At 62.8% G+C, this 22,423-nt stretch carries 14 protein-coding genes and 4 pseudogenes; 10 read left to right on the forward strand and 8 right to left on the reverse strand.

The features are described 5' to 3' along the window. Window positions 1–1,630: 1,630 nt before the first annotated feature. The 5 genes from ACNQS7_RS00755 to ACNQS7_RS00775 all read left to right on the forward strand — a co-directional run bounded on the left by ACNQS7_RS00755 (window position 1,631) and on the right by ACNQS7_RS00775 (window position 8,421). On the forward strand, window positions 1,631–2,698 hold the full coding sequence (locus ACNQS7_RS00755) for a PLP-dependent cysteine synthase family protein (RefSeq protein ID WP_418011123.1): 1,068 nt from the start codon (window positions 1,631–1,633) through the stop codon (window positions 2,696–2,698). Further along, entirely contained in the window at window positions 2,698–3,999 is a 1,302-nt protein-coding gene (locus tag ACNQS7_RS00760; protein WP_133438223.1) for an MFS transporter, read from the forward strand. Before ACNQS7_RS00755 ends, ACNQS7_RS00760 begins: the two co-directional genes overlap by 1 nt. Window positions 4,000–4,186: 187 nt before the next feature. Beyond that, window positions 4,187–5,695: a multicopper oxidase family protein gene (locus ACNQS7_RS00765; protein ID WP_055576575.1), complete on the forward strand. Its 1,509-nt coding sequence runs from the start codon at window positions 4,187–4,189 to the stop codon at window positions 5,693–5,695. A 561-nt stretch (window positions 5,696–6,256) separates the two neighbouring features. Then, a protein-coding gene (locus ACNQS7_RS00770; RefSeq protein WP_256100824.1) for an IS3 family transposase occupies window positions 6,257–7,428 on the forward strand; the annotation gives its coding sequence in 2 pieces (ribosomal slippage) (window positions 6,257–6,527 and window positions 6,527–7,428; 1,173 coding nt in all). Between the two features lie 324 nt (window positions 7,429–7,752). Continuing rightward, window positions 7,753–8,421, forward strand: a complete 669-nt coding sequence (locus ACNQS7_RS00775; protein ID WP_256100823.1) for a response regulator transcription factor — start codon at window positions 7,753–7,755, stop codon at window positions 8,419–8,421. Here ACNQS7_RS00775 and ACNQS7_RS00780 read toward each other — a convergent pair. Next, on the reverse strand, window positions 8,403–9,812 hold the full coding sequence (locus ACNQS7_RS00780) for a sensor histidine kinase (RefSeq protein ID WP_256100822.1): 1,410 nt from the start codon (window positions 9,810–9,812) through the stop codon (window positions 8,403–8,405). The genes ACNQS7_RS00775 and ACNQS7_RS00780 overlap by 19 nt on opposite strands. An 88-nt stretch (window positions 9,813–9,900) precedes the next feature. On the opposite strand from ACNQS7_RS00780, the pseudogene ACNQS7_RS00785 reads away from it, so the two are divergent. Further along, window positions 9,901–10,169 (forward strand): annotated as a pseudogene (locus ACNQS7_RS00785) (MFS transporter); the annotation flags it as partial. 148 nt (window positions 10,170–10,317) lie between these two features. Further along, window positions 10,318–11,673: pseudogene (locus tag ACNQS7_RS00790) on the forward strand (cytochrome P450). A gap of 43 nt (window positions 11,674–11,716) precedes the next feature. Here ACNQS7_RS00790 and efeU read toward each other — a convergent pair. Beyond that, window positions 11,717–12,571 carry an iron uptake transporter permease EfeU gene (efeU, locus tag ACNQS7_RS00795; RefSeq protein WP_256100821.1) on the reverse strand — a complete coding sequence of 285 codons (855 nt, stop codon included), beginning with the start codon at window positions 12,569–12,571 and terminating at the stop codon, window positions 11,717–11,719. A 64-nt stretch (window positions 12,572–12,635) separates the two neighbouring features. Further along, on the reverse strand, window positions 12,636–13,391 hold the full coding sequence (trhA, locus tag ACNQS7_RS00800; RefSeq protein WP_256100820.1) for a PAQR family membrane homeostasis protein TrhA: 756 nt from the start codon (window positions 13,389–13,391) through the stop codon (window positions 12,636–12,638). Window positions 13,392–13,809: 418 nt separating this feature from the next. Between trhA and ACNQS7_RS00805 the strand changes: the two genes are divergently transcribed. Next, a complete protein-coding gene (locus ACNQS7_RS00805) occupies window positions 13,810–15,864 on the forward strand; it encodes a serine/threonine-protein kinase (RefSeq protein ID WP_256100830.1) in 2,055 nt (684 codons plus the stop codon). A 173-nt stretch (window positions 15,865–16,037) separates the two neighbouring features. Beyond that, window positions 16,038–17,249, forward strand: a complete 1,212-nt coding sequence (locus tag ACNQS7_RS00810; RefSeq protein WP_256100819.1) for an MFS transporter — start codon at window positions 16,038–16,040, stop codon at window positions 17,247–17,249. 79 nt (window positions 17,250–17,328) lie between these two features. Here ACNQS7_RS00810 and ACNQS7_RS00815 read toward each other — a convergent pair whose 3' ends face one another. From ACNQS7_RS00815 to ACNQS7_RS00830, 4 genes are all read right to left on the reverse strand, one after another. Further along, window positions 17,329–18,360 carry a DUF2993 domain-containing protein gene (locus ACNQS7_RS00815; RefSeq protein WP_256100818.1) on the reverse strand — a complete coding sequence of 344 codons (1,032 nt, stop codon included), beginning with the start codon at window positions 18,358–18,360 and terminating at the stop codon, window positions 17,329–17,331. A 134-nt stretch (window positions 18,361–18,494) separates the two neighbouring features. Continuing rightward, window positions 18,495–19,286: an ABC transporter permease gene (locus ACNQS7_RS00820; RefSeq protein ID WP_306420358.1), complete on the reverse strand. Its 792-nt coding sequence runs from the start codon at window positions 19,284–19,286 to the stop codon at window positions 18,495–18,497. 643 nt (window positions 19,287–19,929) lie between these two features. Then, window positions 19,930–20,226, reverse strand: coding sequence for a DUF1490 family protein (locus ACNQS7_RS00825; RefSeq protein WP_256100816.1), 297 nt, complete (start codon window positions 20,224–20,226; stop codon window positions 19,930–19,932). Between the two features lie 76 nt (window positions 20,227–20,302). Then, window positions 20,303–21,028 (reverse strand): ABC transporter ATP-binding protein, encoded by a 726-nt coding sequence (locus tag ACNQS7_RS00830; RefSeq protein WP_256100815.1) that lies wholly within the window; start codon window positions 21,026–21,028, stop codon window positions 20,303–20,305. A 289-nt stretch (window positions 21,029–21,317) separates the two neighbouring features. On the opposite strand from ACNQS7_RS00830, the pseudogene ACNQS7_RS00835 reads away from it, so the two are divergent. Beyond that, a pseudogene (locus ACNQS7_RS00835) lies at window positions 21,318–21,437 on the forward strand (integrase core domain-containing protein); the annotation flags it as partial. A gap of 479 nt (window positions 21,438–21,916) precedes the next feature. Here the strand turns inward: ACNQS7_RS00835 and ACNQS7_RS00840 are convergent. Then, a pseudogene (locus ACNQS7_RS00840) lies at window positions 21,917–22,225 on the reverse strand (integrase core domain-containing protein); the annotation flags it as partial. Window positions 22,226–22,423: the final 198 nt, after the last annotated feature.

Here is a 22,423-nt window from a genome sequence, read left to right on the forward strand (position 1 = left end):
GCACCGCAGAGCATTCGGAAGTCATCAAGCAGTGAATAAGTCGCATGAGTCGGCTTACGTCAGCGGCGCGACTAGCGCGCGGAAATGGACAGGGCAGACGTCTCCGGCCGTGTGCAGCAGAGCACGAGGGCCTGACGCTGACCAGTCAGCGGCGAGCTACGCGGATCCGAGTCAGAAGATCTTGACCGGACAGGACGGCAACGGGTGGGTGCGGAGGGCTCCGTCCGGCCGGTGCCACAAGCTGTGTTTGCCAGCCCATACCCGCCAGCGTCGCTAGGCCCGCGCTAAGGACGACCAGCGCTGTCATCACCGCCGCAGGTATCGCATCAATTGCGAACACCTTCGACCCTTTACAGATGGGCCGCTCCTGCGCAAGCTGCGACTGATCAGCGCTGGCATGAACCGCGAGAGGAAGCGAGGCCACTGGCTGTCGTGGCGCCGACGGAGACGGCGAGGCAGCGGCGCGCATTGGCACGCAGTGACCAATGATGGCCAGTGCCGCGACTGCGGCCGCCACGACGACGGCAAAGCGCAACCGTGGCGCTCTGCCCAATCCGACACGTCGGTCATCCGACGACAATCGGATCCTCCTCATACCCTCCGAGGGTACACCATGCGGCTGGATCACGACAGGTTCCCGCTGCGGAGGTGACACGTCTTTCAGCTCCTCGGCTAAGTTCCCGGCTGACTGCACCTCGCAGCCCCGCAACGGGATCGGGCTTCCTTCGCCGCGCCGACGGTCCCTGCTCCTTGTCAAGACGTGAGCAGAGCAGGGCACTACCTCCGCCGGTTAATGACGATGATCACCATTGGTGATGCACCTTAAGCCTGTCGATGCACCAGACGATGTTCGACGGCCTTGTCGGACCTCCTCGCACCCCTTGCCACACGCCCGGCTCGTCCGTACCCTCAAGGGGTATGGGGTACGTAGCGGCGCGGGCGGACGTGATGTCCCAGCATGGCCGCCCGGCGTCGGCGCGTCACGGGTCCCGTTGCTACGCTGTTAGTACTGTGAGCGGATCGAAGGCATGCCCGCGGCCGTGGTGGCAATTCACCGCGGCACTGGCTGCTGCGGTGACCGCGATCGCGGTGTGGGTCCTTGTTCTCGGACACGCCGAGGTGCGGCATGAGCCTGCCGCACCCCATCCCGCCCATGTTCTGGTGAGTTCGTTGGGTGGCGAATTCACCATCAATAGCAATCACGCGCACCTAGAAAATCCCTCGGTTTCTCATCACGAGGCGTTCATGACCGCCGTGTTGCCTAACGCGCCTGTCGCCACCGTGGCGGCTCTGAGCGTGGTGGTGGCGACGGTGGGCGCAGTGGGCTTGTTCGGGTGGCAGAGGATAGCGGGCGGTCGTGGTCCGCCGCGTGGGCCCGCCGCTCCTTTAACCGGTCGAGAACTGTTGACGCGGTTGTGCTCTTCTCGTCGCTGACTGGGTAGCGCCAGGTCGTCTGTGCATCTCACGACGGCCGGTGGCCGATCCCTTTGTCGATGGCTGCGCCTGCGGCCTCATTCAAGAAAGCGACGATCGCATGAACGCCAACCCTGCTCGTTTTTCGAACTCTCTGGAAGCCCGTCTGTCGTGCAACTCCCGGCCAGTGGCGGTGAACCGGCCACTTAACCCTGCGATGTGCCCGCCGGTCACGGCAAGCCGGCAGCCGGCCGGCCTGGTGGGCAATACTCCGGTGTTGCGGATCTCGGAGCCGTTGACTCCGGCCGATCGGGGGTTCTGGGCCAAGCTCGAGGGATTCAATCCGGGCGGCAGCATGAAAGACCGACCCGCAGTACACATGGTGGAACGCGCCCGCGCCCGCGGTGACCTGCGCCCGGGAGCGCGCATCGTGGAATCCACCAGCGGATCGTTGGGTTTGGGACTGGCACTGGCCGGCATGGTCTATCGCCACCCGGTCACCGTGGTCACCGACCCGGGCATGGAACCGATCGTGCAGAACATGCTGCACGCCTACGGCGCCGAGGTGGACCTGGTCACCGAGCCCCACCCGCTTGGCGGATGGCAACAAGCCCGCAAGGACCGCATTGCGGAACTACTGGCCGCTGACCCCGACGCCTGGTCCCCTGATCAGTACAGCAACCCCGACAACGTTGACGCCTACCGACCGCTGGCTTTGGAGTTGCTTGATCAGCTCGGCGGTGTCGATGTGCTGGTGTGCTCGGTGGGCACCGGTGGTCATTCGGCCGGGGTGGCCCGGGTGCTGCGCCAGGCCAACCCTGGCCTGAAGGTGATCGGGGTGGACACCGTCGGCTCGACGATCTTCGGTCAACCCGCGGCCAGCCGGTTGATGCGGGGTCTGGGCTCGAGCATCTACCCGCGCAACGTCGACTATGCGGCGTTTGACGAGGTGCACTGGGTGGCACCGGCCGAAGCGGTGTGGGCGGCGCGTGCCCTGGCGGCCACCCACCACGCCAGCGGCGGCTGGAGCGTGGGCGCGGTCGGGTTGGTGGCCGGGTGGGCCGCACGCACCATGCCCGCCGAGACCACCATCGCCGCGGTCTTCCCCGACGGACCACAACGGTATTTCGACACCATCTACAACGACGACTACTGCCGCAAGCACGGCCTGCTCGACCAATTTCCGCCCGAGGAGCCGGCCGTGGTCGACCACCCTAACGACCAGGTCGTGCAGTCCTGGACCCGCTGCGCCACTGTGGTGGATCCGACCGGAGCGATGCAGTAATGGAGTTGCTGACCCAATTCCGCAGCTTCGACCGGCCCAGCCGGATGCTGATGATCAATCAGTTCGGCATCAACCTGGGTTTCTACATGTTGATGCCGTACCTGGCGGCCTACCTCGCCGGCCCACTGGGGCTGGCGGGGTGGGCCGTAGGGCTGGTCTTGGGTGTCCGCAACTTCTCCCAACAGGGCATGTTCATTGTCGGCGGCACGCTGGCTGACCGGATCGGCTACAAACCGTTGATCGTGGCCGGTTGTCTGCTCCGCACGGGCGGCTTCGCGTTGCTGATCTTCGCTCACTCGTTGCCGGTGGTGTTGATCGCCTCGGCTGCCACCGGCTTCGCTGGAGCGTTGTTCAATCCCGCGGTGCGCGCTTATCTCGCCGCCGATTCACGTGCGCGCCGTGTGGAAGCATTCGCGGTGTTCAACATCTTCTATCAGGCTGGAATTCTGCTGGGCCCGTTAGTTGGAGTGCTGCTGGTTGCTATCGACTTCCGCATCACCGCGGCAGGCGCGGCGGCGGTCTTTGCGGTGCTGACGGTGGCGCAATTGCTGGCGCTGCCGCAGCACAGCGCCGATGCCGCACCAGAGAAAACATCGATACTCGATGACTGGCGAGTCGTCCTGGGAAACCGGTCCTTTCTGTTGTTCGCCGCGGCGATGATCGGCTCCTACGTCTTGTCTTTCCAGGTCTATCTCGCCTTGCCGCTGCAGGCGGCGCTGTTGACCAAGCGCTATCAAGCGCTGCTGGTGGCGGCGATCTTCGTCGTTTCAGGTGGGGTGGCGGTGGCCGGACAGCTGCGCATCACCCGCTGGTTCGCCGCGCGGTGGGGCCCGGGGCGCAGCCTGGCCATCGGGTTGGGTGTGCTGGCGGCCTCCTTCTTGCCGCTGGTGGCCATCCCCGACGACTCTCGACTCGGGATCGTCGCGGCTGCCGCCGCGCTGCTGGTGACCGCCGCCATGCTGGCTGTCGGTTCGGCCGCGGTCTTCCCGTTCGAAATGGATACGGTCATGGCTCTGGCTGAAGGCCGGCTGGTCGCTACGCATTACGGCTTCTACAACACCATCGTCGGAGTGGGAATCCTGGCCGGCAACCTGGCGACCGGTTGGGCCATGGGTGCAGCGCGGCAGGCAGGAGCCGGTGAACTGGTCTGGGCAGGGCTCTTCGTCATCGGTGTCCTCGCAGCTCTTGCTTTACACCTGCTCGACCGCAACCAGCATCTACAGACCCGTCCAGGCAATGAAGACGCAGCCGCATCTTCTGGCATCAGACAATGCTCCGACACTGTTCGGAAACGATCGTGAGCGCGCCGTTGCTTAGCTCCGCACTGGATGGGTAGCCCCTTTCAGCGAGTCATGAGCGCAGCGTATCGGGGTGCGTTATGACAACGGAATGCCCGTCGCCACGGCCGGTCCTCAAGGGTGTCGTAGTTGCGACGAATCCATCCCCCGGCAGCGGCACGCCAAACGAGAAGTCGACGAAGGAAGGTTGATGCAAACAATGCGAAATGACGTCCGACTCGATCGGCGCACGTTTGTGACCGCGTCGATTGCCGGCGCGGCCGGACTGGCGCTCGGGGCATGCGGGCGAAGCGATCGCGCACTCGACTTGCAGCAGGCCATTAATGCAGCGGAAAAAGCCCGCCCACACACGCGACGGACCGTCGCCGCCACACTGACCGCCCAACCGGTGTCCGTGGACCTCGGCGGTCCGGTCGCGAGAACACTGGCTTACGGCGACGTTCTGCCCGGCCCGCTGATCCGCGCCAATGTTGGGGACGAACTGGCCGTTACGGTCAGGAACCGGCTCGGCGACGCCACCTCGGTGCACTGGCACGGCATCGCGTTGCGCAACGACATGGACGGCGTTTTCCCTTCCACGCCCAATATCGGCGCCAACAGCGAGTTCACCTATCGGTTTTCCTCGCCGCATCCCGGCACCTATTGGGCTCACCCGCACGTGGGCCTGCAGACCGATTATGGGCTGTACCTGCCGGTGATCATTGATGACCCCGCAGAACCTGGCCGCTACGACGCTGAATGGATCGTCGTCCTCGACGACTGGACCGACGGCGTCGGTAGAAATCCTCAGCAGATATTTGATGAGCTCAAGAGCTCTCGAATGGCTCACGAACCCAGCCAGCAGGAGATGCCCGGGATGCCAGCGGTGGGAAGCAGTGCATTGCTGGGCGGCGACTCCGGCGACATCGCTTACCCGTACTATCTGATCAATGGCCGGGTCGCGGCGGCGCCGACCACCTTCGACGCGAAACCGGGTCAGCGCATACGCATTCGCATCATCAACGCCGGCGCCGACACCGCATTCCGCGTGGCGTTGGCAGGCCACGTCATGACGGTCACCCACACCGATGGTTTCCCGGTTGCGCCGACCGAGACCGACGCTTTGCTGGTCGGTATGGCCGAACGCTACGACGTCGTCGTCACCGTCAGCGACGGCGTCTTCCCGCTGGTAGCCATGCCTGAAGGCAAATCGGCGACACCCGGGCGCGCGCTGCTGAAGACCGCCGGCGGCAGCCCACCAGAGGTCAACTTCGCGCCTCCCGAGCTCAACGGCAGAATCGGCACCGTCGACACCTTCACCGCCCCATCGTCCGTCAGCTTGGGGTCAGCGGAATCAGAGGTGAACCTGGCCCTGGAACTCACCGGCTCCATGACGAAATACGACTGGTCCATTAACGGAAAGCCCTACCCCGACAGTCCGCCGGTAAGCGTCAAACAAAGCCAGCGCGCCACCCTGGCTTTCACCAACTCGACCATGATGTACCACCCCATGCACCTGCACGGTCACACCTTCCAGGTCATCAAATCCGACGGCAGCCTGGGCGCTCGCAAAGACACTGTCATCGTGCAGCCTCACCAGAAACTCAAGGCCGTGCTGATCGCCGACAACCCCGGCACCTGGATGATCCACTGCCATCACGGCTACCACCTGGAAGCCGGCATGATGACCGCCCTCAACTACACCGAATTCACGACCTGACACGGTTGACAACGCAGATGACGCCGCAAGTGCTTCTCCGGATAGCAATTCGCCGGTGTTCGACTTCGAGCTATCCGGTGTGCGGGGCAGACCGTTGTTCACGACGTCCGCCCCAGAGCAGGCACATCGAAATACGGTTGCTCTCCTACACCATTGCGATAACCTACACGCGACGGCCGCCAGTGATCGCAGACTCGCGCAAATTATCGTTCTCATCGCTGCGAATCTGTGCAATTCGACGAGATCGCGCCCATCCGATGGTCCGCGCCAGGCGCAGATGATCAAGAAATTGTTTTTGTGATTAAGCCGAGGCCAGCTTGCCCCCGCGGAGATACAATTTGGCTTCTCGATGCTCGAAAGACGAGAATGGAACACGCATGAGGATCAAAGTCTTAGTCGCAGCTATTGGGCTGCTGCTCGGAGTGGCGCCCGGTGTGGTCGCACCGCAAGCCAGGGCGGAATCTCCGATGATGGATGGGGTTGAGGTGAGCCCGTCGTAGTGGTCCAGTCGTTGTGCGACTCTGTTGCCCGGTCTGCGGGCAGGGAAGAATCGACGACGACATGGCAACGAGTAAGCGCCGGCGGCACACGCCGGATCAGATCATCCGCAAGCTGGCAGAGGGAAACAAGCTCCTCGGGACGGGTCAGGACCTCGCGCAGGTGTGCCGGCACCTGGAGATCACCGAGTCGACGTGGCATCGCTGGGTGGCCCAGTACGGCGGCATGAAGGCCAACGAGGCCAAACGGCTCAAAGAACTCGAGGCCGAGAACGCCCGGCTCAAGAAGCTGGTCGCCAACCAGGCTCTCGACATCGACATGCTCAAGGAGATCTCGGCGGGAAACTTCTGACCCCGAACCGCAAGCGCAGTGCCGTTGGGGTGTTGCGTGAGCGGTTCGGGGTGTCTGAGCGCCGCGCTTGCTCGGTGGTAGGTCTGCACCGCTCCACGATGCGTCTGGTCCCGCCGCCGATCACTACCGAGGAGGCCGAGTTGCGTGCCTGGCTTCGCCAGTTCTCCACTGACCGGCCCCGCTGGGGGTGGCGCCGGGCGGCCAAGATGGCGCGCCGAGCAGGCTGGACCGCCAACAACAAACGGATCCGCCGACTATGGCGCGAGGAGTGCCTGCGGGTCCCGCAGCGTCGCCGCAAGAAGCGGCTGACCGGCATCGGTGTCACCGTGGGTGCGATGTCACCGATCCGTCCGAATGTGATCTGGGCGATGGACTTTCAGTTCGACACCACCGCCGATGGCCGCACCCTCAAGATGCTCAACGTCATCGACGAGTTCACCCGCGAAGCACTCGCGATCGAGGTTGATCGCCGCATCGACGCCGACGGCGTCGTCGATGTCTTGGACCACTTGGCAATCACCCGGGGGGCCCCGGTCTATGTACGCTTTGACAACGGTCCCGAGTTCGTCGCGCACGTCGTGCGTGATTGGTGCCGATTCAACAGTGCCGGTTCGCTTTTCATCGATCCCGGCTCGCCGTGGCAGAACGCTTGGATCGAATCGTTCAACGGCAGACTTCGTGATGAACTACTCAACTCATGGCGCTTCGACTCACTACTGGAAGCCCGCGTCATCATCGAAGACTGGCGTTGCGACTACAACGCCAACCGGCCCCACACCGCCCACGGCCAACTCACCCCAGCCGAATTCGCTCTACAGTGGAACAGCATCCGGGTGAATACCTTTGCGGCCGCGAGTTATTTGGTGGCGCAATCCGGATCATGACCACTTCGCGATTGAAACTCGGTATCGGGTTGCCGTGGAAATCGGCACAGCCGTTTGGTCGGGGGATCCGCCATCAAGTGGGCAAAAAGTAGTCCGCGAAGATGCCTGACCTCCCGCAGAACCGCTGGTAGGGGAGCTGCGGCAAGGTCAGGGAAAGTGGCACACAGGTTCTCAGCGGGTTCTCAGCAACGACTTCCTACCCTGGCGTTCCATGTTTAGAGAATCTCGCCTTCTTATTCTGACACCCTTGTCCGTGGTCACTCGGCTCCACGGTTGTAATGCGTGATTTCTCCGCGCATCCGGTGCACGACGTAGCTTGCTGATATGCGGGTTCTGCTCGTTGAGGATGAGGCCCGGCTATCGACGATGCTGGTGAGAGGGCTGACCGCCGAAGGCTGCGTCGTTGTAGCTGTCGCCACAGGTGTCGACGGACTGCACGAGGCGGTCGAGAACACCTTCGATGTAGTGGTACTGGACATCATGCTGCCCGGTCACAGTGGATATGAAGTGTTGCGCCGCATGCGCGCGCAGAACGTGTGGACCCCGGTACTGATGTTGACGGCTAAAGATGGCGAGTACGACCAGACCGATGCGTTCGACCTGGGGGCCGATGATTATCTGACGAAACCATTTTCGTTTCGGGTGCTGGTGGCGCGTCTGCGCGCGCTGGTGCGTCGCGGAGCACCAGAACGACCGGTGGTGCTGGCGGCGGGATCGCTGACATTGGATCCCGCGCGACACACTGTGCATCGAGAGTCAACCGCGATATCGCTGACTCCCCGCGAGTATGGGTTGCTGGAGTTCCTGATGCGCAACAAAGACGCAGTAGTGACCAAAGCCGAGATCTTGCGCAACGTCTGGGACGCGCACTACGAGGGACCCGACAACGTGGTCGAGGTTTACGTGGGATATCTACGGCGCAAGATCGACGTTCCGTTCGGTACCAACACGATTGAGACAGTTCGTGGCGTCGGTTATCGGTTGACGTGCTGAGGCAGTGACACGCTCATTGTGGTCCCACCGCCGGGTCGGTCGTCGATGGTGACATTACCACCGTGGGCCGCCACGACTTCAGCGACGATCGCCAAACCCAATCCGGCTCCGCCCCCGGTGCGGGCGCGATGTGAATCGAGCCGCACAAAACGTTCGAACACCCGGCGACGATCGGCCGGTGCAATGCCTGGACCGTCATCACTGACCGCGACCGTTGCGGCACCGTCTCGACTGCTGACTTCGATGACGACGCGCGAATTCGCATGACGGACAGCGTTATCCACGATATTGCGGACAACTCTGGATATGCCGTCCGGGTCCGCGACCAGGCGGGCCGGTGATATTTCGGTATCAACCGCGCATCCGCCTTCCCGTCGCGCACGAGCGGCCTCGGTCTCAGCAATCTCATCCAGCGAGGTCTCGACTCTGCGCAGCACCACACTTTGCTCGTCGGCTCGCGCCAGCAACAGCAGATCTTCGATCAGAGTGCGCATGCGTTGCGCCTCTGGCAGAAGTGTGTTGAATGCCAACTCCGCATCGAGCAACTCAGGGTGAGCCTCAGCAACTTCCAGCCCCGAGATGATTGTGGCGAGCGGGCTGCGCAGTTCATGGGAAGCGTCGCCGACGAACCGCTGCTGAGCGCGGTGACCGGCCTCGAGGCGTACAAGCATTTCGTTCATGGTGACGGCCAACGCCGCAATCTCGTCGCGACTGCTGGGAACAGGTACGCGTTCAGCCAAGCCGGACATGGAGATTTCGGCCACTCGGCTGCGGATCGCGTCCACGGATTGCAGCGATCGTCCGACGAGTCGGTAGGTTGCCGCCGCTGCGACCGCGACGATGATCGGAGCACTGACGACCAGCAACAGCGCGACGGTCCGCGCGGTCCGTTCGACTGCCTCGCTGTCTCCTCCCACGATCACCGTGTAGTCACCTGACGGTGTCATGACCCGCTGCCCACTGACTCGCATGTCGTCGTTGGCCACCGCATCGTCGGTCATGCCGCGGCGCAAAGTGTGGTCGAACTCGGTGATGGGTACCAGCGGTGTTGTGGGCGCGGCTCCCGACCGCTCGACGACCTTGCCATCGTGGTCGATCAGCTGGATCGCGACCACATGCAGGTCTGTACCAAAAAGGGCGCTATCAAGGTCATTCCAAGAGTTGGACTGCAGCGCCCCCGTGATATGCCGCACTCGGCCGGCAGTGGCATCGTCGACGCCGGCCAACAGAGTCCGGTACAGAATCAAGTCCAGTACCGCACCTGCCAGCGCGAACGCAACGAACACCACCGCAGCCGATGCGGCGGCTGAGCGAGCTGAGATGCCCAAGTGCAAGGGCCACATTGATCGCGCCACCGGGCCGTTGCGCCGAAACGGCCAGATCGCAGACATTGGCACAGTCTGATTCTGCCGGGCTGTGGATTCGCTGAGGAACAGGGCGTTCTGCTGCGCCGAATCTTCTCTCTGGACCCCACCGCAACTCAACAAGGGCTTGGAGGCGACAGCAATCACCGAACTCGCCGGGCCGCTCTAGAGTGGACGTGCACTAGGTTTTCAGAACACCACGCAGCGCATGAGCTCCGATGTCCGGCAGGGTGATGACTGCTTTCGTCTATCTGCCTGGCGCGGGCGCTGTGCGGGCTGTTCCCGTTACTGGCAATCCCGCTGGTGCCGGCCGACTTGGTGCCATCCGGACCGGAGACCCAAGAACGACCACCCGATGTCCGACGGCAGCGGTGGTGGCGTTGAGTTCGCTGACGAGAGGCTGATGCCCGTGCATCCAAGGCGTGAACAATGTTGCCGCAGTGGACACTTCGACAACATGTCAGGTGACCGCCGATGACCGAAACGACGAGCTGCGACGCCCGTTGCGGTTCCGCCGGGACGTCGCCTGCCGATGCGAGCCGCATTCCTGCCGAGTCGGGGCCTGAGGTTCCTCTCCGCCTGTCAACGCCGCTACGGCAACGTTTTCACGGTACGAGTCCCGCTGAGAGGCACACTGGTCTATCTCGCCGACCCGGCCGACATCAAGACGGTGTTCGCCGGGGATCCCAGCGTCTTCCATGCCGGCGAGGCAAACACGAGATTGCGCGGGCTACTCGGGGACAGCTCCCTGTTGGTGATCGACGACGAAGTCCATCGGGACCGGCGCCACCTGATGATGCCGCCTTTCCACCACGCCGCCGTCGCCCGGCAAGCTGACCTGATCGCCCAGATTGCCGCGGCGAACGTGGCAACATGGCCGGTCGGCACGCGCTTCGCCGTGGCGCCCAAGATGTCGGAAATCACGCTTGAAGTGATCCTGCGGACAGTGATTGGCGCTACCCAACCGACGCGGCTGGCAGCGCTACGCAAGGTGATGCCACGTCTGCTCAATATAGGGCCCTGGGAGGTACTGGCGCTCGCGAACCCGCGACTGATGCGCCGCCCGCCCCTGGCGCGGGTTGCAGCGCCGCATCGCAGAAGCCGACGACCTTCTCTATGCCGAGATCGCCGATCGTCGCGCCGACCCCGACCTCGCCGCACGGACTGACACGCTGGCCATGCTGGTGCGGGCGGCCGACCAAGACGCACGCTTAATGACCGACCGACAACTGCGTGACCAGCTGATGACACTGCTGGTAGCCGGCCACGACACCACCGCGACGGCGCTGGCGTGGGCGCTGGAGCGCCTGACTCGTCATCCAGCCGCTTTGGTCAAAGCGGTCCATGCGGCCGACGCGAGCGCGGAGGCGACCCGGCCGGTGATGAGTACCTCGACGCGGTGGCCAAAGAGACGCTGCGGGTTCGTCCAATACTGTCCGGCATCGGGCGGATGCTGACCAGGCCGGCAACGGTCGCCGGCTACCACCTCGAGGCCGGCACCATGGTGGTCCCTGCGATTGGGCTGGTCCACGCCAGCGACGCCATCTATTCCGATCCGGAACGCTTCGACCCCGACCGCATGCTCGGCGCAAACCTGAGTCCCACAACCTGGCTGCCCTTCGGCGGTGGCAACCGGCGCTGCCTCGGAAGCACCTTCGCCATGGTCGAGATGCGAGTCGTCTTGCGGGAAGTTCTGCGCCGGACCGAATTGAGCTCCACTACCGCCAAAGACGAGGCGCAGAATTCGAAACACGTCATCCACGTTCCCGGCCGGGGCGCACTGATCCAAGTGCGTGCGGTCAGGCAGGTTCCATCAGCCTTGCCCGCTAGCTGCCCAGTCGCTCACGACACGCAACTGCCCCGCCAGCCCTCTCCCGAGATTCACTAGGCACGGTATCGGGCCGCTTTTTCGCCCCTCGATGACGGTGTGCTTAGCACGACTCGAACGCGGCTTCACGATCGCGTACTTTCCTGCTCTCCCAGAGAAAGGCCACCAGCACCGCGACTACATAGAACGCCCAGGTGAGCACTTCGATGAGCCGGGGATCGGTGGGTATGCCGAACATGCCGGTGATCAGCGCGCCTTGCACGGAGTTTTCAGGAATCCAGGATGACAAGTCGACAAGCTGTTGCTGGCCGACGTCCAGCCATCCTGCCTCGTGCGCTGTGCGCACCACGTTCAGCGCCAATCCAGCGGCAATCAGCACTAGAAAACCGGCGGTGATCCGGAAGAAACGGTTCAGGTTGAGTTTCAAGCCGCCGTAGTAGATTGCGACGCCTACCGCGATCGCCACTGCGATGCCCGACACGCCGCCCACAACTGCCGGCCAGCGGCTGCCGTGCGAGTTCTGCGCAGCCGCCAGCAGGAACACCGACAGTTCGAAGCCTTCCTTGAGAACAGCGAGAAAAGCCATGACGACCAGCGCCATCGACCCACCTCGTGTCACCGCCTCCTCGGCCTCGTGCTCCAATTCCCCTTGCAGCCGGCCGGCGTTGCGGTTCATCCAGATGACCATGGTGGTGACAAACGCCACGGCAACGACACCGATGATCGTTTCCAGCATCTCCTGCTGCGCCTGTGGCAGATCTTCAGACAGGATGTTCAGGCCGACGCCGACACCGACACAAACGAGTATGGCCACCCCAACTGCAGCAAACATGGCACGGGTTGATTGGCCGTTCCGCTTGAGGAATGCCGCGGCGATGCTCACGATGAGCGTCACCTCTAAGCCTTCCCGCAAGCCGATCAGGAAAACTCCGATGAACGCGCCGTATGTACCCTGCATCTCCTATTTCCTTTCCCCGCTGGGCTTTTCGGTCACGCGATTCGACTCGATGAGTGGGATTGGGTCAGAAGACCGCATACCAGATAGCGATGTACTGGCAGACCGCCGCGAGCGCAGTGAACGCGTGGAAGAACTCGTGATAACCGAAGGTCGCCGGCCAGGGGTCAGGCCAGCGCAGCGCGTAGAACACCCCGCCGATGCTGTACAGCACCCCGCCCACAATCAGCAGCGCCGTCGCCATCGCTCCGGCGTTATTCAGGATCATTCCCATGTACCAAACCGCGACCCAACCCAGCAGCAGATAAAGCATCACGCCTACCCAGCGCGGAGCTGACGGCCAGCACAGAGTCAGCGCTATTCCGGCCGCGGCACCACCCCACACGATGGCCAGCGCCACGAGCCCAGTCGAGTGGGGCATAGCCAGCCTCGCGAACGGGGTATAGGTGCCGGCGATGAACACAAAGATCATCGAGTGGTCGAGGCGTCGCATCCACTGCCGGGCTTCCGCGGACTCCCAGTGGACGCGGTGATAGATCGCACTCACGGCAAACATCGCAACGATCGCCAACGCGTATGCCAACGTGGCATGTCCGGCACGATTGGATACCAAAGCCCAGGACACCACCACCAATGCGGTCCCGCCGAACAGAGCCGCGATGGCGCAATAAAGGTGTATCCAGCCGCGCAACAACGGCCTGGCCAGCGCATCGGCAGCACCGCGGGCGCATCGTTCAGTGAGATGGTCGTCAACGGCGTCGTCGCCAGCGGCGACCTGACTGAGATAGTGGGGCCGGGAGACCGAATCGGTCTGATGGGTCATCGTTTGCTCCATACTTGCGACGGGATTTCGGTTGAATGCCGCCCGAAATCGCTAAGCGAACGAATTCGGGATTACACGACCCGCGTGACCGAAAAGCAATGCAAGATTTCCTGTCCGTGGGAGTGTCAGCGTATGAACGGGCCGCTGAGAAGGCGCTGAGAAATTCACAACAACTGAAGTACGACGCACCACTCGGCCACATCCGGGTCGTATCCAGGCCCGTATGCCCACCACCCGGCGTCCAGAAGATTCGTTGCAAAGGAACAGGATTCGTCCGAGCCGAACGGGCATCGGCTCTCGATCGCTACACCGAAAAACAGCAACGCTGAGATAACGCTGAGAGCGATTTGCCAGGTGCTGCGACCAGCCATAAGCATTTCATCCCGAGGTTTGCGTCCGGAAGAAATGAGGGGGCGTGGTGGAATCGGAAGGAACGCCGTTTGGCCGATACCGGCTGATTCAGCTGATTGGTCGCGGAGGCATGGGTGATGTTTGGCGTGCACTCGACACCGAAACCCATCGCGTGGTCGCAGTCAAAGTGCTGCCCGCGAACCTGGGGAACGATCCGATGTTCACACAGCGATTCCGTCGGGAGGCACTGGCAGCGGCGGGTCTCACCGAACCGCATGTGGTTCCGATCCACAACTTCGGTGAAATCGACGGCCGGCTCTACGTCGACATGCGGCTGATCGACGGTCGAGACCTGCAGTCCATCATCGCCCAAGGTCCGATAGAACCCCGAGCGGCGGTGGGAATCATCGAGCAGATCGCATCGGCGCTAACCGCCGCCCACCGGATCGGATTGGTGCACCGCGACGTCAAGCCATCTAACATTCTGGTCGCCGAACACGACTTTGCGTACTTGATCGATTTCGGCATCGCCCGCGCGGCCTCGGACAGTTCAATCACCGGTGCTGGCAGCGTGATCGGGACCTGGGCCTACATGGCGCCAGAACGAATAAACACCGGGCACAATGACCCTCGCGGTGATATCTATGCGCTGGCATGCGTCCTGCACGAGTGTCTGACCGGCAGCCAACCGTTCCCCGGGAAGAGCGTTGAACAGCAAATCGGAGGTCACCTAGGCCTGCCCCCACCCCGGCCATCAGCGTTAAAACGTGGATTGCCTCCCGAACTCGACACGGTCGTTGCGACCGGAATGGCGAAGAATCCCGACGACCGCTATTCCACTGCGCTCGAGATGGCCGGGGCGGCCCGTGCGGCATTGGGAGAGGTCGGGCCGCTGACGCGGACCGCAGCGATGCAGGTGCCGGTGCCAGTTCACCTCGACACCCGGATAGCGATGCCCGGCAACGTGCCGCGAAACTACTACCCGGCCACGATCGGCGGTCAGGTCTCACACACGGACGCAACCCAAATCACTCCGTACGCGACTGCGGGGTACAGAAATGCTGGCGAACCCAACGTGTCTGGCCATCCTCCGACAGGACCTCAGAGGCAAGGCGCCGGGACTTCGCCGGGCGGCGGCATTGCGAATGAACCACAACGGAATCGGAAACGCACCATCATCTTCGCGACAAGCATCACGGCGTTGATCGCAATACTCGGCATCGTCATCACGATCGTGGTGAGCAGTTCTGAACAAAGTTCGACGCCTGTCGCCGCACCTAACTCCGGCCCGTTCACGGGCACCTACAAGGTGGCCTACGGCCCGCAACTCGACGTAACCGGCAAAGAGTTGGCCGGGGGCGAGCCGGCAGAGACCGAGGTCTGGCAGTTGCGGTCCATGTGCGGGACCAAAGGGTGCGTGGCCACCGCAGCGCGAACGTCGGGGGATGCCTTCGACGAGCCGAGTCTAATATTCGACCTGATCGGCAACCGCTGGTACGGCACCACCATCATCGACGCACCTGAATCATGCAACGGCAAAGCTGAACGCGAGTGGCACTGGATCTACCTGCGGGAACAGCCGAACGGGACACTGTCCGGCGAATGGATAGAGGACTCCATCGGCTGCTATATCAAACGTACAGCGACGTTCACCCGCACCGGCGACGCTGATCTTTCCAGCGTGCCCGACCCGGCCAAGCTGCCGCCCCGCAAGCTATCCAAGGCACTGTACCTGCATGGCATATACCGGTCGAAAGTTGCGGTCACCGGACCGTCATCCAAGCCGCCAGAGGAGGCGGACTACAGCGTGGACACGATCTGCCTCCGCGACGGGGACCGATGCCTGAGCCGGTTTCTGCAGACCGACGGCAGTGGTCGGCATGAACTCTTCATCTTTGAGAACGGAGCTTGGACGCGAAACACAGAGGAAAACACGCCTTGCCCGGCCGGCGGGACCAGTCACACCAGGTTGACCGCTGTGTTCCCACTGCCCAACCCCGTCCCAGACCCCATCACGCAGCTCTCGGGAGGCGGCCTGTCGACTGTTACGGGTAGCGCATGTACTGGTGGGCACTACGACGAGGTCTTCACCCGGACCGGCGACGACCCAATACCGCGTTAGTTGGTCATCCTGGTGAAGTGGTCGTGGCCTCTCAGCGGCTTCTCAGCGACCGCCTCCTAGCGTAATCGGCTGTACACGTTAGGACGTGCCGCCCGCACTGACGGCCACCCTGCGGCCACGCGACTTATGCGGTGGCGCAATCGAAGCCAACAACTCGCGCACAAAGGACACCGATGCCGAAGCAGCAGTCGGAGCTCGCCCCCGCTATCGGCACACCTCGACGTTGGTTGACGCTGGCAATATCGGTGGCGGCTACCTCGTGCGCGTTTCTGTTCATCAACTGTGGAGTGTTTCTGATTCCCGCGTTGCAGACCGAACGTCACACCTCGCTCGCGCAGGCCGGACTGCTGTCGGCCATGCCGAGCTTTGGGATGGTGGTGACCCTGATCGGCTGGGGATATCTGGTGGATCGCGTCGGTGAGCGATGGGTGCTCACCGCGGGCCTGGGGTTGACTGCCGCGGCGGCGTTCGCGGCCGCGCCTCAACGCTCCCTTGTGGCGATCGGCGCGTTGATGTTCGTCGGTGGGATGGCCGCTGCCAGCGCCAACACCGCCGGCGGGCGGTTGGTAGCCGGCTCGTTCCCGGCTGACCAACGCGGCCTAGCCATGGGAATTCGCCAGACCGCGCAGCCGCTGGGCGTTGCGATCGGCGCGGTGGCATTGCCCGAGCTGATCGAGATCGAAAACGGCTTCTTTGCCGCCCTGCTGTATCCGGCGATCGCGTGCGCTGTAGCCGCACTGGCCTGCCGGGTCTGCTTGACCGACCCACCGCGCCCTTCCCACGCAAACGCTTCCGAGGAGGTGGCCAATCCCTACCGGAGGTCAAGGACACTGCAGCGAATCCACCTAGTTTCAGCCCTGTTGATGGTGCCCCAACAGGTGACGATTACGTTCATGCTCGTCTGGCTGATCACCGAGCATCGTTGGTCGATTCCGGCGGCAAGTGCGCTAGTGACCGTCGCGCAGTTGCTCGGCGCGCTGGGGCGCATCGTTGTTGGCCGGTGGTCAGATCGCGCGGGTTCTCGGATGCAACCGAAAAGGTTGATCGCCGTAGGTTGTTTCTTTGCCCTGGCGCTGCTGGCATTGAACGACTATCTGAATTCGCCATTCACCGCAGCGATCATGGTGTTCGCGGCCGTAACAGCAGTGGGTTATAACGGGCTGGCGGCCACTGCGATCACCGAATACGGGGGGCCGTTTTGGAGCGGGCGAGCTCTTGGCGTTCAGAACACCTGTCAGCGGTTGACCGCGGCAGTCACGCCGCCGGCGTTCGGTGCGCTCATCACCGTGGCAGGGTATCCGTTCGCATTCGGGGCATGCGCAGTGTGTGCTCTGGCAGCAATACCCTTGGTTCCCGTCAGCGCTGAGCGCATCGACTCGAATTGAGAATCGGCTTGAATGTTGTTATACCGACAATCTGTTGAACTCGATGAGATACGATTCGAATTTCCAGCGTGGCGTTAGCTCACAAGTTTGCGAAGCAAGGATCACTCGGGCCATTTTCGCCAGCGGGAATAGTGGCATTACGTGAGGATAAGTGAACGATGACGTCGTTGTCGGTCACATCCACCCGATCCGCTTTGATTCCTAATGGCAGTTTCGTGGTCAGGTCCGTCGTGTATTCGTCGAGCGACGACTGCACCGATTCTTTCGGCAACTTGAAGCCCACCGCATTAAAACTAACGATCTCCAATCGTAGCCCGCCTTTCTCCACCGTCGGCTTGGCGACAATCTGGTTCAAAATACCTTTGAGCTCGACGGTTTTGTCGGCAGGGTGAGTGGTGACACTTCGAGTGACGAACTCGCCTACCGTCGGAATAGCGTTTTGCACAGTCTGCTTGATGCCGTCAGCCGTCCAGGTGATCGTGGCATCGATCGCACCGATTGTGCCTTTGGAGTCGGGCGTGCTGTCAAGTTTGACGTCTGTCAAGCTCAGGTTCAATTTCATGCCCCTGGCGTCCTGCAGCTGATTACCCGCGGTGTTGATGGTGATATTGGTGTAGTGATCGGTTAGATACTGCCACGTCACCGGCGGGGTCAAATTGAACGACGCGGTGGCCTGGTCTTTCACCTTGCACGCCGTCGCCGTGGCGATCTTGCTGTTCGCGGTGTTGCGGGCATAAAGCTCGACGCCGATCAATGCGCCGATGACGATCACAAGAACGATCAGCGCGATGGACAGCGGACTGCGAAGCCTGCGCTTCTTCGCCTTCGGGACACCGCCGGACTCATATTTCGGAGTTGCCCCAGGCGTCGACCGGCCATGCATCGGGCTTTCGGGTGGCGGCTGGTTCGGCCGTCGTGCACTTGCGTTGCCCGGGGAGAAACTCTTGGTCGGCTGTGACGAACCCGGCGGCTGCTGGTCCCGTCCGGCCCAGGGATCGATTGGATGCTGCCTGCCGCCGTACGGATTTCCGGGCGCCGGGGGTCGCTGGTCGCCAGGACGCTGCCAACCCGGTGGGCGCCCTTCATTCCGTGGTCCCTGCGGAGTCGTCACTCTGGTGATCCTTCCCTATCGAGTGCACAAAGTGAGCGATGTCTATCGACGCTAAGGTGGCTGACGCGGCCGAATGCATGCCTGAACAATTCGACGCTGACAACCTGCGCAACGTGGTTCGAGATCCGGTGCGGTCAGCTGTCGTCAGGCAGATTCATGTAATTCAGGCGTACCGCGTCGTCGAAGAGCGACCCTTCTGCGAGGAAGAGCGTTACGCGCGCGGCTAGTGCGATAGCAGCGAGCTGCATGTACATCACCACGATCTGGTACCGGATCGCGGTAAGCGGACTGGTTCCGGCCAGGATCAGTCCGGTCATGGCACCCGGCAGGCTGATTAACCCAACCACCTTCGTGGAATCGATCGCCGGAATCAGCGCAGTCCGCAGGGCGGACCGCCGATAAGGCGATATCGCCTGTGGTCCGGATTGGCCAAGGGATAGTCGAGTCTCGATGGCCGGCCGAGACTGGCGAACTTCGTCGCCGAGTCGGCGCAACGCACTTCCGGCGGCCAGCATGGCGGACGAGACAATCATGCCGCCGACCGGAACAATCACTCGGGTCTCGGCGGTAATCACCCGCCCCGCCAGCAGAGCGGCGAGCGTGACGCCAGTGCTGGCGGCAACTCCGCCCGTAGCGAAAACCCGGGCGTTCCGGAGTCCCGGAGCGCGACGGCCGGCGACCTGCCCTGCAACAGTCGTCATCAGGATGATCCACCCCGCGGCGCCGAGCAGACTTGTCCGCTGGAACAAGATCCGAAGAAGGGCACCCGCGGTTACCAGCTGCACTGCAGCGCGCGCGCAAGAGACGACAAGCTCCCGCGTGAGACTCAGCCGCTGCCGATAGGCGATGGCCCCGGCTACGGTGACTAACAACAGTGATACGCCTACCCCGCCCCAGCTCGGTACGGCCAACGCCGATGTTGCCAGCGCGGAAAGGGGTGATGTGGGCCGCCGGATCCGCACCGCACGCGATCGTGCTGAATGAGTCCCGAAATGCGCCGTCCACCGCAGTAGCCGGCGAATGGCGACGCCTGTGAATCCCATGGCTACGATTCCCGGCGGTAGGGCCAGCCACATCCACCGCGAGCGGGTGGGAATTTCGTGCTGAATGTCCTTGCTCGGCGCCTTATGGCCGGCGATGACAGGCCCCAGGTAATTGCCACCGATACGGTCCAGCGCCGCATGCAGCCTCTTGATCTCCGGTGGAGTGTCTAACGCGTCAGCGCGCGGATTCGACAATGATCGGACTAGTCCACCGACGATCTTGCTCACCACACTGGTGCGGCTGCGAGCATCCGGATGGCGAAACTGGCGTTCGCCCGCTGACGTGGCATCAATGTGCTCAGTGCGAGCGATCGCCGACAGGATCTCAGCAGTGTCGCAGGCTTCGGGCGCATACCAAACCACGACGGATGCAGTTCGCGGATATGCACGTACGGCGCGCACCCCGACGACCTCGACGACCATCTCCTCGATTGCTGCGGCCCGCTCTGCATCATGACGGAAGCTGACGGCGTGCACACGCATGCGCCCTGCCGCGGCGGAGACCAAGGTCGGTCGGACGCCGGCATCAGCGCACGGCATCGTCAGTCTCCGCGGGGTCGTTTGCGGAGTGAGCCGTTGGCGGTGACGTCTCGTTTCCCACTCTCTCCGCGGCCTCGGCGACCACATCGGCGACCGCTAATCGAGCCCGCTCGGCGCCTTCCTCGGCTTCGCGCGCAGCACGTAGACCCCACGCCGTCACAGAAACGGCTGCAGCTCGCAGCGGCTTCCTCGCCACCCTGCGCAGGCCGTCATACGCAACCGCTCCGACCAGGCCAGTAACCACTGCTGGTGCCGCCTTCGTCACGACCCCGTACCACACCATCACGGACACTCCCTTTACATTGTTTTCCGGATAATTCCTTGGTTCTCTACATCGCTACTAGCGGGCGCACTTGGCGCTACCTCGTTAGACCGCAACTGCTGCGACTCATCGCCGACGGTTTTGATTGCGATCTGAAAGTCGAATGCGTATCGATGCCGCCGGGCCGCGCGCACGCGACCAGACGGCCATCCTCGAGCACTAAGACCTGCGCGGCGACGCTGTCAATCAGGCCGTGGTCATGGCTGACCAACACCACGCTTCCGCCCTCGCGCACATAGTCATTCACCAACGCGCCGATCATCTCGGCCGAGGCGCTGTCGAGCGCAGATGTCGGCTCGTCAAGGAGCAGCGTGTCTGGTTCAACGGCCAACGTCCGCGCCAGACACACCCGTTGCACCTCCCCGCCCGACAGTTCCGCGGTCGCGCGGACAATGAACCTCGGCCCCAGCCCCACACGCTCGAGCAACTCAACCACCTCGGCCTCGGACAAGCCCGGACGGCCAACGCGGACCTCCTCAAGCACTCGGCCGGTCAGCAATACAGGGGTTTGCGCCACCAGCCCAACCCGACGCCTCAAAGCTATGACGTCCATATCGGCAAGCGGCACTCCATCATCGAGCATGATTCGGCCAGTCGTGGGTTCAGCGAGCCGATTCAGCAGTCGCATCAGGGTCGACTTCCCGGCCCCGCTGGCACCGATCACAGCGGTGCAGAAGCCAGCCGGAATGCTCGCACTGACCTCCGCTAACAGCGGAGCCGTGCCGCGGGTAACCGTGACCTGCTCTAGGTAGAAACCCGCCATTCGCATCAGCGGGGCGCTACCATCGGCGCGGCCGCAGCAGTGTTGCGCACCGCTCCCGCGCTAAACCGGAAGCTGACGTCGCTGCAGCGCCGAGTTACGTTGGCCGCCAGAGCTACTCGGCGTTGAAACGATCCGCCAGCGAAACCCCTCCGCCACTGCGCATCCGCGTGCGGGTATACCACGATTACCATCCTCATTATTGGGCGTGATCGGCGCTTATTGGGCGTGATCGCCGCGCAGATTGAGCGTAGGTATCGCACGCTGAGAGATCGCTGAGACTGTCCTAATTCGTTATTTGATCGACGACTGGCGCTGCGACTACAACGCCAACCGGCCCCACTCCGCCCACGGCGAACTCACCCCAGCCGAATTCGCTCTACAGTGGACCACGACCCACCCACCCAAGTCGCATAGCGACTGGACCACCAACAGGGTCCCCCTCAGGGTCTATCTCTACGCGGACGCCGACGGCGGTACGGGGACGTGGACTGTCAATACGACCTGCAGCCCGGACTGCATCGCTCACGTGACAACTGCGTTAGGGCGAAGTTTTGACGCCCCATTCATAGACGGCCGATATGTCAATTCACGGACCATCCCGGATGGTCTTGACTGTCCGCTATACCAAATGGCCGACAGCTTATGGGATCCCGGATCCCATCCGGTGAGCGTCGTACAGTGGTGGGACCCTATTACACTCAAGGGTGAAGTGCACTTTACGCCCGCGGGGCAAGTGGACTTCCCACACACCCCACCGACCTGCTATATCGTTGAACACCACCAACTGTTCACCTTGACCAAAGCGGGCTAGACGGCGCCTCTTGCCCACGCATCGCGGGGCACGTCTGATCGGGCCTTGACCCCATGTGGTGGACACGGGATTTATGGTTACGCCGCTTGTGGCAGCGTAGTGGTTGTGTGGTTGTTTTCGTAGGTGGCCGGACTGGAATGACGGCATCGGGAGTGGCGTCGTTTGGTGTTGTAGCGGGCCAGCCAGCGGAGACTTCGCGACGGCAGGACGCCGTGTTCGGCCAACAGGTGCGGTCCTGCAGGATCTCGCGTTTGAGTGAGGCGTTGAAGGATTCGGCGAGCGCGTTATCGGCACTTGACCCCACCCATCGATTGGATGACACCACGATCATTGCAGAGTTTCGCGAAAGCCCTTGAGGTGTACTGACTTCCGTGATCCGCATGGAATCCACACGACCCGCGGCCGGTCTGGGCCGATCTTGATATCGCGCGGAAGTGAGAGACCCGCGCCGTTGTGCTGTCGCAGAAGCATAGCGAAGCTGCGGGCAGCCCGAACCGGGAGACGCCGGTAAGGGTGGCAAGCAGCCCCGACAACGACGGGACAGGCCAGTACTACCGGATGGTCTGGTTCCGGCAAGCATGAGG

It is taken from the genome of Mycobacterium sp. 23, assembly GCF_048287075.1.
Lineage (GTDB): Bacteria > Actinomycetota > Actinomycetes > Mycobacteriales > Mycobacteriaceae > Mycobacterium > Mycobacterium gordonae_B.

What these genes read in the sequence shown, in the direction of transcription:
- ACNQS7_RS00825 (WP_256100816.1), bottom strand. Translation starts at nt 20,226, where the DNA reads ATGGTGTGGTACGGGGTCGTGACGAAGGCGGCACCAGCAGTGGTTACT.
- ACNQS7_RS00830 (WP_256100815.1), bottom strand. Translation starts at nt 21,028, where the DNA reads ATGGCGGGTTTCTACCTAGAGCAGGTCACGGTTACCCGCGGCACGGCT.
- ACNQS7_RS00780 (WP_256100822.1), bottom strand. Translation starts at nt 9,812, where the DNA reads ATGTCTGCGATCTGGCCGTTTCGGCGCAACGGCCCGGTGGCGCGATCA.
- ACNQS7_RS00755 (WP_418011123.1), top strand. Translation starts at nt 1,631, where the DNA reads ATGTGCCCGCCGGTCACGGCAAGCCGGCAGCCGGCCGGCCTGGTGGGC.
- trhA (WP_256100820.1), bottom strand. Translation starts at nt 13,391, where the DNA reads ATGACCCATCAGACCGATTCGGTCTCCCGGCCCCACTATCTCAGTCAG.
- ACNQS7_RS00765 (WP_055576575.1), top strand. Translation starts at nt 4,187, where the DNA reads ATGCAAACAATGCGAAATGACGTCCGACTCGATCGGCGCACGTTTGTG.
- efeU (WP_256100821.1), bottom strand. Translation starts at nt 12,571, where the DNA reads ATGCAGGGTACATACGGCGCGTTCATCGGAGTTTTCCTGATCGGCTTG.
- ACNQS7_RS00775 (WP_256100823.1), top strand. Translation starts at nt 7,753, where the DNA reads ATGCGGGTTCTGCTCGTTGAGGATGAGGCCCGGCTATCGACGATGCTG.
- ACNQS7_RS00810 (WP_256100819.1), top strand. Translation starts at nt 16,038, where the DNA reads ATGCCGAAGCAGCAGTCGGAGCTCGCCCCCGCTATCGGCACACCTCGA.
- ACNQS7_RS00760 (WP_133438223.1), top strand. Translation starts at nt 2,698, where the DNA reads ATGGAGTTGCTGACCCAATTCCGCAGCTTCGACCGGCCCAGCCGGATG.